The 7,348-nt window shown below is 73.8% G+C and carries 6 protein-coding genes; all 6 read right to left on the reverse strand.

Annotation, left to right across the window (positions count from 1 at the left end; translation table 11 throughout):
• Nucleotides 1-51: 51 nt before the first annotated feature.
• Nucleotides 52-1,305, reverse strand: a complete 1,254-nt coding sequence (cobA, locus tag ACPYOM_RS08000) for a uroporphyrinogen-III C-methyltransferase (protein ID WP_481345556.1) — start codon at nucleotides 1,303-1,305, stop codon at nucleotides 52-54.
• Nucleotides 1,306-1,324: 19 nt separating this feature from the next.
• Complete coding sequence (locus ACPYOM_RS08005) at nucleotides 1,325-2,668, reverse strand: sulfate adenylyltransferase subunit 1 (protein ID WP_481345550.1); 1,344 nt, start codon at nucleotides 2,666-2,668, stop codon at nucleotides 1,325-1,327.
• Nucleotides 2,668-3,624 (reverse strand): sulfate adenylyltransferase subunit CysD, encoded by a 957-nt coding sequence (cysD, locus tag ACPYOM_RS08010; protein WP_481345551.1) that lies wholly within the window; start codon nucleotides 3,622-3,624, stop codon nucleotides 2,668-2,670. The genes ACPYOM_RS08005 and cysD overlap by 1 nt, the downstream gene beginning before the upstream one ends.
• Nucleotides 3,621-4,370, reverse strand: a complete 750-nt coding sequence (locus ACPYOM_RS08015) for a phosphoadenylyl-sulfate reductase (protein WP_481345552.1) — start codon at nucleotides 4,368-4,370, stop codon at nucleotides 3,621-3,623. Before ACPYOM_RS08015 ends, cysD begins: the two co-directional genes overlap by 4 nt.
• Entirely contained in the window at nucleotides 4,367-6,106 is a 1,740-nt protein-coding gene (locus ACPYOM_RS08020; protein ID WP_481345553.1) for a nitrite/sulfite reductase, read from the reverse strand. Before ACPYOM_RS08020 ends, ACPYOM_RS08015 begins: the two co-directional genes overlap by 4 nt.
• Nucleotides 6,107-6,234: 128 nt before the next feature.
• Nucleotides 6,235-7,348: 5-oxoprolinase subunit C family protein (locus ACPYOM_RS08025; RefSeq protein ID WP_481345554.1), on the reverse strand; the 1,114-nt coding region annotated here is incomplete at its 5' end.

Here is a 7,348-nt window from a genome sequence, read left to right on the forward strand (position 1 = left end):
GAAGCTCCGTCATCGGTCCCGGTACGGTCCGGGGAAGGTGTGCCTGACGCGTCAGGCGGGCTCGCCGGCCCACGCGGGTGCGAGTCGCACGACGTCCCCGACGACGACGACTGCGGGCGCCTCGACGCCGACCTCGGCGGCCCGCGCGGCGATCGTCGCGACCGTGCCGACGGTGACGCGCTGGTCGGGCGCGAACCCGCGCTCGACGACGGCCACGGGGCACTCGGGCGAACGGCCGTGGGCCGCAAGGAGATCCATGGTACGAGCCAAGTTGGTCACGCCCATGAGGAGCACGAGCGTGTGGTCGCCACCAGTCGGCAGGACGGGGACGTCGTCGTGGCCGGTGACGACGGTGAAGCCGCGGGCGACACCCCGGTGGGTCACCGGGATCCCGGCGGCCGCGGGAACGGACACCGCCGACGTGACGCCAGGGACCACCTCGACGGGGATGCCGGCGGCCTCGCACGCGGCGCGCTCCTCACCGCCGCGGCCCAGCACGTACGGGTCGCCGCCCTTGAGCCGCACGACGCCGAGGCCGCGCTGCGCCTCCTCGACGAGCACGTCGTTGATCCGCGACTGCGGCACCGGGTGGTGGCCGGGCGTCTTGCCGACGTCGATGACGCGCACCGACGCGGGCAGCCGGTCGACGACACCACGCGGCGCGAGACGGTCGAGCACGACGACGTCGGCCGACGCGAGCAGCTCGTACCCGCGGGCCGTGAGGAGCCCGTCGACGCCGGGGCCACCGCCGACCAGCGCGACCCAGCCGCGGCGTCCGTGCGTGCGGGTGCGGCGCAGGTCGAGGCGCCCGGTGGCGAGCGCCTGCTCGACGCCGTCGCGGACGGTCACGGCCAGGCCGGGGTCACCGGCCGCGTAGGCCGACACCGTGACCCGCCCGTCGGGAGTGGTGACGTCGGTGCGGGCCGCGACGCTGGCCGTCGTGCCCGCGGCGTCGGTGGCATCGACGCACCACACGCGCAGGGCCTCGGCGTCGGCGGCGACCTCGCGGTCGACGGACGGCTCGCCCGTCGCGGTGTGGACGAGCCAGGCGCCGTCGAGGTCGGCCGGTCCGGCGTAGTCACGCTCGACCCACTCGACGCGGCCCGACGCCGCGGCACCGGCGGCGGACACGGCGCGAGCGCGAACGAGGTCCCGCAGGTCCTCGCAGACCCACGGGGCGACGACGCGCACGACCGCGCCCTCGTCGAGGAAGGCGCGGACGCGTCGGGCCGCGACCGGACCACCGCCGACGGCCACGACGAGCCGGCCGGTGAGGTCGAGGACGACCGGCAACGCGGACTTCACCGACGCCACGGCCCGGGCCTCAGATGTCCCAGTCCTCGTCGCCCTCGGGCGACGACGGCGCCTCCGGCGCGGTGGGCAGGGTCGCGCCGACCATGCCCGCGGCGAGCGTCCGGCCGTCGTGCGCGTCGATGAGCAGGAAGGCTCCGCTGCGACGTGACACGGCGTACGGCTCTACCGGCAGCGGCTGCGACACGCGCAGCGTGACCAGGCCGATGTCGTTGAGCGACAAGGACTCTGCCGGCACGGCGTGCAGGTCGTCGAGGTCGAGGGCACCGTCGATGCCACGCACCGCGGTCTGGACCGTCCGCGAGCCGTGCTTGAGGAGCAGCCGCTGACCGGGGCGCAGCGGCGCGTCGCCGAGCCAGCAGACGACAGCCTCGATGTCCTGCGTCGGCTCGGGGGCGTCCGCTGCGGCGGCGATGACGTCACCTCGGGAGATGTCGATCTCGTCGGCGAGGCGCAGGGTCACCGACTGCGGCGCGAAGGCCTCCTCGAGGGAGCGGTCACCGAGGTCGATGCCGACGACGGTCGTGCGGCGGCCGGACGGCAGCGCGACGACCTCGTCGCCCACGCGGACGACGCCCGAGGCCACCTGACCGGCGTAGCCGCGGTAGTCGCGGTGCGCGGCGTCGAGGGCCGCGCCCTGCGGGCGGATGACGAGCTGCACCGGTAGGCGGAACGACTCGTGGGCGGGGTCGTCGGACGGCGGGAGCGCCTCGAGCAGCTCGAGCAGGCTGGGGCCGCCGTACCAGTCGGTGCGGGCCGAGCGGTCGACGACGTTGTCGCCGTCGAGCGCGCTCACCGGGATCGTCGTCACCTCCTCGACGCCGAGCTCGCGGGCGACGGCGCGCACCTGCGCGTCGACCCGCTCGTAGACCTCCTGGGAGAAGTCGACGAGGTCGATCTTGTTGACCGCGACGACGACGTGCGGGACGCGCAGCAGCGCCGTGACGGCGAGGTGCCGACGCGTCTGCTCGAGGACGCCCTTGCGGGCGTCGACGAGCAGGACGACGACGTCGGCGGTCGAGCTGCCGGTCACGGTGTTGCGCGTGTACTGCACGTGCCCGGGGCAGTCGGCGAGGACGAAGGAGCGGCTCGCCGTCGCGAAGTAGCGGTAGGCGACGTCGATGGTGATGCCCTGCTCGCGCTCGGCGCGCAGGCCGTCGGTGAGGAGGGCGAGGTCGGCGGCGGTGAGGCCGCGGTCACGCGACACCCGCTCGACGGCGGCCAGCTGGTCGGACAGCACCGACTTCGTGTCGTGCAGGAGGCGGCCGACGAGCGTCGACTTGCCGTCGTCGACGGAGCCCGCGGTGGCGAGGCGGAGCAGGGTCCCTGCGGTCGTGGGGGCGGTGGCGGTGGCCATCAGAAGTAGCCCTCCTTCTTGCGGTCCTCCATGGCGGCCTCGGAGATCCGGTCGTCGGCGCGCGTGGCACCGCGCTCGGTCAGGGTCGAGGCGGCCACCTCGACGACGATCTCCGCGTTCGTCGCGGCCGGCGACTCGACGGCACCGGTGCACGACATGTCACCGACGGTCCGGTACCGCACGAGGCGTTTCTCGACGGTCTCGTCCTCGCGCGGCTGGCTGTACGGACCGACGGCGAGCCACATGCCGTCGCGGTGGAACACCTCGCGCTCGTGCGCGTAGTAGAGCGGCGCGAGCGGGATGTCCTCGCGCTCGATGTAGCGCCAGATGTCGACCTCGGTCCAGTTGCTGATCGGGAAGACGCGCACGTGCTCGCCGGGCCGGTGCCGCGGGTTGAAGAGGTTCCACAGCTCGGGGCGCTGGTTCTTCGGGTCCCACTGGCCGAACTCGTCACGGAGGGAGACGATCCGCTCCTTGGCGCGGGCCTTCTCCTCGTCGCGCCGGCCGCCGCCGAAGACGCCGTCGAAGCGGTGCTCGTTGATGGCGTCGAGCAGCGGGAGGGTCTGGAGCGGGTTGCGGGTGCCGTCTGCCCGCTCGCGCAGGCGGCCGTCGTCGATGTAGTCCTGGACGCTGGCGACGACGAGCCGCAGGCCGAGCCGCGCCACCGTCTCATCACGGTAGGCGAGCACCTCGGGGAAGTTGTGTCCGGTGTCGACGTGCAGCACCGGGAACGGGATCGGCGCCGGCCAGAAGGCCTTGGCCGCGAGGTGCAGCATGACGACGGAGTCCTTGCCGCCGGAGAAGAGCAGCGCCGGACGCTCGAGCTCGGCGGCCATCTCGCGGATGACGAGGATCGACTCGGCCTCGAGCGCGTCGAGGTGGCCGAGGCGGCGCTCCGACGCGTCCGGCGAGGCGGGCGTCACGGCATCGGTCTGGGTGTCGAGGGTCGTCGTCATGTGTGGAGTCCGCACTCGGTCTTGGTGAAGCCGGCCCAGCGGCCGGCGCGGGGGTCCTCGCCGGGCTCGACCCGGCGGGTGCACGGTTCGCAGCCGATGGACAGGTAGCCGTCTGACAGGAGCGAGTTGACCTCGACCTGGTTGTCGACCGCGTAGGTCTGCAGCTCGTCGAAGGTCCAGGCGGCGAGCGGGTTGATCTTGACGAGCCCGTTCTTGTCGTCCCACGTGACGAGCGGCGTGTTCGTGCGTGTCGGCGCCTCGTCGCGGCGGACGCCGGTCACCCACGCCTCGTAGGTCGGCAGCGTGCGGGCGAGCGGCTCGACCTTGCGCATCTGGCAGCACAGGGCCGGGTCGCGCTCGTAGAGGCGGGCGCCGTACTTCTCGTCCTGCTCGGCGACGGTGAGCTCGGGCGTGACGTTGACGAGCGTGATCGGCAGGTCCTCGGCGACGATGTCACGCGTGACGAGGGTGTCGGAGAAGTGGTAGCCGGTGTCGAGGAACAGCACGTCGACGCCGGGCGCGAACCGCGAGATGACATGCGGCAGAACGGCATCGGCCATCGAGCAGGCCACCGCGAGGGACCCCTCGAAGTGGAAGGCGGCCCAGGCCGCGACCTCGTCGGCGGTCGGCTCGCGCTCCGGGTCGGCACCGAGCGTCGCGTTGAAGTCGTCGACGATCGCCTTGAGCTCGGCCTCGGAACGACGCCGGCGCGGCACCTTCGGGGTGGCGAGGGGGACGGCGGTCACTGGAGGGCTCCTTCCTCGGCGCGGTGCGCCCACGCGGCGAAGGTCTCGCCGGCGGCACGCTGGGCCACGTAGGTGCGCACGACCCGCTCGACGTAGTCGGGCAGCTCGGTGGACGGGACCTTGAGACCGCGCAGGGTGCGCCCGAGGCCCGGCTCGTCGCGGTCGGCTGAGGCCAGGCCGCCGCCGAGGTGCACCTGGAAGCCCGGCACCTGCACCGGGCCGTCCGGGCCGTCGACGGTGATGATCTGGCCCTTGAGCCCGATGTCGGCCGTCTGGATGCGGGCGCACGAGTTCGGGCAGCCGTTGACGTTGAGCAGGATCGGCGTGTCGAGCGAGCCATCGGCGACGAGGTCGGCCAGGCGCGTCTCGAGGGCGGTGATCGCGGCCGCCGCGGTGTCCTTGGTGTCGACGATCGCCAGCTTGCAGAACTCGATGCCGGTGCAGGCCATCGTCGTGCGGCGGAAGGGGCTCGGCCGGGCGCTGAGGCCGAGGCCCTCGAGGCCGGCCACGAGGGTCTCGACGCCGTCCTCGGGCACGTCGAGGACGACGAGCTTCTGGTGGGCCGTGAGGCGGACGCGACCCGCGCCGACCGACTCGACGAGGTCGGCGAGGCCGGTCAGCGTGTGGCCGCCGACGCGTCCGACGACGGGGGCGGCGCCGACGTAGAAGCGGCCGTCCTTCTGCGCGTGGACGCCGACGTGGTCGCCGGGCCCTGTGGCGGGCGCGGGCGCCGGTCCGTCGGGCAGCGCGTACCCGAGGTACTCGGTCTCGAGGACCTCGCGGAACTTCGCCGGACCCCACTCGGCGAGAAGGAACTTCAGGCGCGCCTTGTTGCGCAGGCGCCGGAACCCGTAGTCGCGGAAGATCGAGACGACGCCGTACCAGACGTCGGCCGCCTGCTCCTCGCGGACGAAGACGCCGAGGCGCTCGGCGAGGCGCGGCGTCGTCGAGAGGGCACCACCGACCCAGAGGTCGTAGCCGGGCCCGAGCTCGGGGTGCACGACGCCGACGAGCGACACGTCGTTGATCTCGTGGACCACGTCGAGGCTGGGGTGCCCGGTGATGGCGGTCTTGAACTTGCGGGGCAGGTTCGCGAGCTCGGGGTCACCGATGTAGCGGCGCTTGATCTCGAGGATGACCGGCGTCGGGTCGATGATCTCGTCGGCGGCGATGCCGGCCACCGGGCTGCCGAGGAAGCCACGGGGGGTGTCGCCGCAGGCGGTCGTCGTCTCGAGCCCGACCGTCTCGAGGCGCCGCCAGATCTCGGGCATGCTCTCGACGTCGATCCAGTGGTACTGGATGTTCTGCCGGTCGGTGATGTCGGCGCTGCCTCGCGCGAACTCCTCGGAGATGCCGCCGAGGACCCGGAGCGCGGCGGGGTCCAGGGCCTGGCCGTCGGTGCGGACCCGGAGCATGAAGTAGCGGTCCGACAGCTCGTCGTCGCTCAGCTGGGCCGTGCGGCCGCCGTCGATCCCCGGCTTGCGCTGGGTGTACAGGCCCCACCAGCGGAACCGGCCGGTGAGGTCCTGCGGCGGGATCGAGTCGAAGCCCTCACGGGCGTAGATCGTCTCGATGCGCTCGCGGACCGCGAGGCCGCCCTCCTCCTGCTTCCACACCTCGTTGGCGTTGAGCGGTGCCGGGCCGTCGACCTTCCACTGGCCGTTGGAACGGTCGCCGCGGGGCGGGCGGGCAGCCGGACGGGCCGCGGGCCCGGTCGACGTGTCGGTGACGGTCATGTAATCGAATGTATAACCACCGATTATTCGACGTCAGGGCCGGTCCAGAATCCGGCCCATTCCCACCCGCCGCGTGGGAATGCCGGACGCGGGAGCCGTCGCGGCACCGCCTGCCGCCGTGGGCACCGTCAGCGCCGGGCCCAGCGCAGCCGGACACGGTCGCCCGGACGGAGCTGGGCCGCCCGGTCCACGTCACGACGCGTCACGACCGCGACGACAGGGTAGCCGCCGGTGACCGGGTGGTCGCAGAGGAAGACCACGGGCTGACCACCGGGCGGCACCTGGACCGCACCCGCCACCATGGGCTCGCTCGGCAGCTCGGCCTCGGCGAGGGCGTCGACCCGCCGGACCGGGTGCCCCTCGAGGCGCAGCCCGACGCGGTTGCTGCGCGAGGACACGGTGAAGGTCACCTCCGGCAGGTCGCCGAGCTCGCACCAGTCGGCTCGGGGCCCCGGCGTCACCTCGAGGAGCGCCTCGTCACCGGTGGGCGCGAGACCCTGCGGCGCCTCGTCGACGACGGGGAACAGGGCCGGCGCCGGGCCGACCGGCAGGACGTCGCCCGGGGCCACCGGCGCGGGACCGAGCCCGGAGAGCGTGTCGCTCGAGCGCGAACCGAGGACGGGGGCGACGTCCAGGCCGCCGCGCACGGCGAGGTACGTGCGCAGCCCGGCCGACGGCGTCGCGACCTCGAGCACCTGTCCGTCGGCGAGCCGCACCGGCGCGGCGAATCCGACCGTCCGTCCGTCGACCGTCGCAGCCGCCGGCGCGCCGGTCAGCGCGACGAGGAGGTCGCCGCGGGCGCGCACCGCCAGTCCCCCGAGCAGCACCTCGAGCGAGGCCGGCTCACCCGGCGAGGCCGGCGCACCCGGCGACGCCCTCGACGTGGGGTCCGGGTCGTCGACCGCGTGACCGACGAGACGGACGCCGAGCAGGTAGGCGCTGCGGTCGGCCGCGCCGGACCGGCCGACGCCGACGTCCCCGAAGCCGGGACGGCCGAGGTCCTCGACGAGCACGAGCGGCCCCGTGGCGCGCACCTCGAGGGCGCGCCCACGGTCCTCCGCGACCGCGCCTGCCCGGGATGAGGTGGCTGAGGGGGAGGCGCCTGGAGTGGAGTCGGCTCGGTGGGAGGGCTGTCTCTTATACACATCTCCGAGCCCACGAGACGCGTAGTAATCTGGGGGGGGGGGGTTGGTGTTGGGAGGGGGGGGGGGGGGGGGGGGGGGGGGGGGGGGGGGGGGGGGG

The sequence above is a fragment of the Monashia sp. HAY1-2A genome (assembly GCF_056755315.1).

Bases quoted from the DNA above. Each gene is read 5' to 3' on its own strand.
- cysD (WP_481345551.1), bottom strand. From the start codon at position 3,624: ATGACGACGACCCTCGACACCCAGACCGATGCCGTGACGCCCGCCTCG.
- ACPYOM_RS08005 (WP_481345550.1), bottom strand. From the start codon at position 2,668: ATGGCCACCGCCACCGCCCCCACGACCGCAGGGACCCTGCTCCGCCTC.
- ACPYOM_RS08020 (WP_481345553.1), bottom strand. From the start codon at position 6,106: ATGACCGTCACCGACACGTCGACCGGGCCCGCGGCCCGTCCGGCTGCC.